Here is a 2591-nt window from a genome sequence, read left to right as displayed (position 1 = left end):
GTCTGACCCAGGCCCTGTTCAATCTGCCGCCCGGCGACTGGAATGCGGGCGAGAAGGGGTTCGCCGCGCTCCCGGCGCGCTTCGCCGATCTCAAGGCGAGCCTCGAGACCGCGCTGCCTTACGCCAAGGCCACCGGTGTCAAGCGCCTGCACCTGATGGCCGGCCTTGCCAACCGCGGCGAGCGCGTCGCGATCGAGGCGTTCTACAAGTCGGTAGCGTGGGCGGCGGAGTTCTTTGCACCGCACGGCATCGACATCGTGCTCGAGCCGATCAATGCCCGCAACGTGCCCGGCTACTTCCTCAACGATTTCGGCTTCGCGCGCGACCTGATCCAGGAGTTGCGGCTTCCGAACCTGAAGCTCCAGTTCGACATCTATCACTGCCAGATCATCCATGGCGACGTCACCATGCGGCTGCGCGAGATGATGCCGATCATCGGCCACATCCAGATCGCCAGCATCCCCTCGCGCAACGAGCCAGACGGAGAGGAACTGAACTATCCCTTCCTGTTCGAAGAGCTCGACCGGCTCGGCTATGCCGGCTTCGTCGGCTGCGAATACAATCCGCGCGGCAAGACCACCGACGGCCTTGCCTGGTTCAAGCCCTATGCGGGAGTGAAGCCGTGACTCTTGCACTGGGTTGCATCGCCGACGACTATACCGGCGCCTCCGATCTCGCCAACACGCTGACGCGTGCCGGCCTGCGCACCGTGCAGACCATCGGCATACCTGCCGATGATCTGGCGCTGCCCGAGGTCGACGCCGTCGTGGTGTCCTTGAAGAGCCGCTCGATCGAAGCAGGCCTTGCTGTATCGCGCTCGCGCGCGGCGGAGACATGGCTGCGCGGCCGCGGCGCGAGCCATGTGCTGTTCAAGATCTGCTCGACCTTCGATTCCACCGACGCCGGCAATATCGGCCCGGTGATGGACGCGTTGCGCGACGATTGCGGCGAGGGCATCGTGCTAGTGACGCCGGCCTTCCCGGAGACCGGCCGCACCGTCTACCAGGGCAACCTGTTCGTCGGCGCGGTGCCGCTGAACGAGAGCCCGCTCAAGGACCATCCGCTCAACCCGATGCACGATTCCAGCCTGGTGCGTGTGCTGGCGCGCCAGAGCAGGACACAAATCAGCCTCGTCGATCTCGCGACCGTCACGCGCGGCGCCGATGCCGTACGGGCACGGCTGGCCGAACTCGCGGGCAAGGGCATTGGCGCTGCGATCATCGACGCCGTCTTCGATCGCGATCTCGAAACCATCGGCCTCGTGGCCGCCGATCATCGACTTTCGGTCGGCGCCTCCGGCATCGGCCTCGGGCTCGCGCGTGCCCTGGTGTCGACCGGCAAGGTCAAATCAGCCGCGGCAGGCAGCGAATCCGGAGCTGCCGTTGGTGGACCGGCGGCGTGTCTTGCCGGCAGCTGCTCACAGGCCACGCTCAAGCAGATCGCCAGCGCTGAACAGGTCATGCCGGTGTTTCATCTCGATCCCGACCGTATTCTTACGGGAGCGCACGAAGCACAGCGTGCGCTGGACTGGGCAAGGCCGCGACTGGCCGAGGGTCCGGTGCTGATCGCATCGAGCTCGACACCGGATCAGGTCTCAGCGCTTCAGGCACGTCACGGCCGTGACGCCGCCGGACATGCCATCGAGCAGGCGATGGCCGACATCGCCGAAAACCTCGTGAAATCAGGCGTGCGGCGATTGGTCGTTGCCGGCGGCGAGACGTCCGGCGCCGTGGTCGATCGGTTGAAGATTCCCGGATTTCTCGTCGGGGTGGAGATCGCTGCGGGCGTTCCGGTGCTGCGCGCGGTCGGCGCCGGGTGCGACATGCTGCTCGCGCTGAAGTCCGGCAATTTCGGTGGCCCGGAGTTTTTCTCCGATGCGCTTAGGCTCATGCGCTGAGCGCAGAGCGTTCTTAGCTGCCTGTTCATCTCTTTCAGGCTCCGTACTCGTACGGAGTCGTAGTTAACATCTGCTCAGTCGCTCTGTTGTCTGATGTCGGCGTCGCTCCCTTTGGTTGATTTTTTAGACCTCCCGGACGCGCGCCCGCGCCAGCATAAAGAGACCCGACTATGTTCGCCAAGATTTCCATCCGCGCCAAGATCATCAGTGTCGTGGCGTTCCTGCTGGTCGCGATGACCGGCATGGGCCTGCTCGCGGTCACGAAGATGCGGTCGATGAACGCGAACACCACTGACATCACCACGAGCTGGATGCCCAGCGTGCGGGTGCTCGGCGAGCTCCGGGCCAGCGTCATCACCTACCGCAGCGTGGTCCGCGAGCACATGCTGGCCGAGACCCTGGAAGAAAAGCTCGCGATGGAAAAGACTGCGGTCACAACCAGCGAGACCATGGCCAAGGCTCGCCAGACCTACGAGACCATGATCACCTCGCCGGAGGAGCGGGCGCTCTACACCGAATGGTCCAAGCTGTGGGACGACTACAAGAAGAGCGCCGACGAGGTCTTTGCATTGTCGCGCAAGGAAGTCGGCAAGGTCCCGCACGAGTCGCATGAGCTGAACGTCAAGACCGCCAACAAGATCGGCATCCAGTCCGACGAAGTCCTGCGCAAGGACATCGATCTCAACACCAAGGG

At 64.2% G+C, this 2591-nt stretch carries 3 protein-coding genes; all 3 read left to right on the top strand.

The features are described from left to right. A partial coding sequence (locus tag AC1D00_RS36070) for a hydroxypyruvate isomerase family protein (RefSeq protein ID WP_477013952.1) occupies positions 1 to 626 on the top strand: 626 nt, incomplete at its 5' end. Then, positions 623 to 1897, top strand: coding sequence for a 3-oxo-tetronate kinase (gene otnK / locus AC1D00_RS36065; RefSeq protein WP_477013951.1), 1275 nt, complete (start codon positions 623 to 625; stop codon positions 1895 to 1897). The genes AC1D00_RS36070 and otnK, both read left to right, overlap by 4 nt. Before the next feature lie 170 nt (positions 1898 to 2067). Continuing rightward, positions 2068 to 2591, top strand: a 524-nt coding sequence (locus AC1D00_RS36060) for an MCP four helix bundle domain-containing protein (RefSeq protein ID WP_477013950.1), incomplete at its 3' end; no start/stop codon positions are given.

Source organism: Bradyrhizobium sp. P2_E8 (assembly GCF_056403875.1).
The sequence above is the reverse complement of the archived record's forward strand: the minus strand, read 5'-3'. Positions and strand labels throughout refer to the sequence as shown.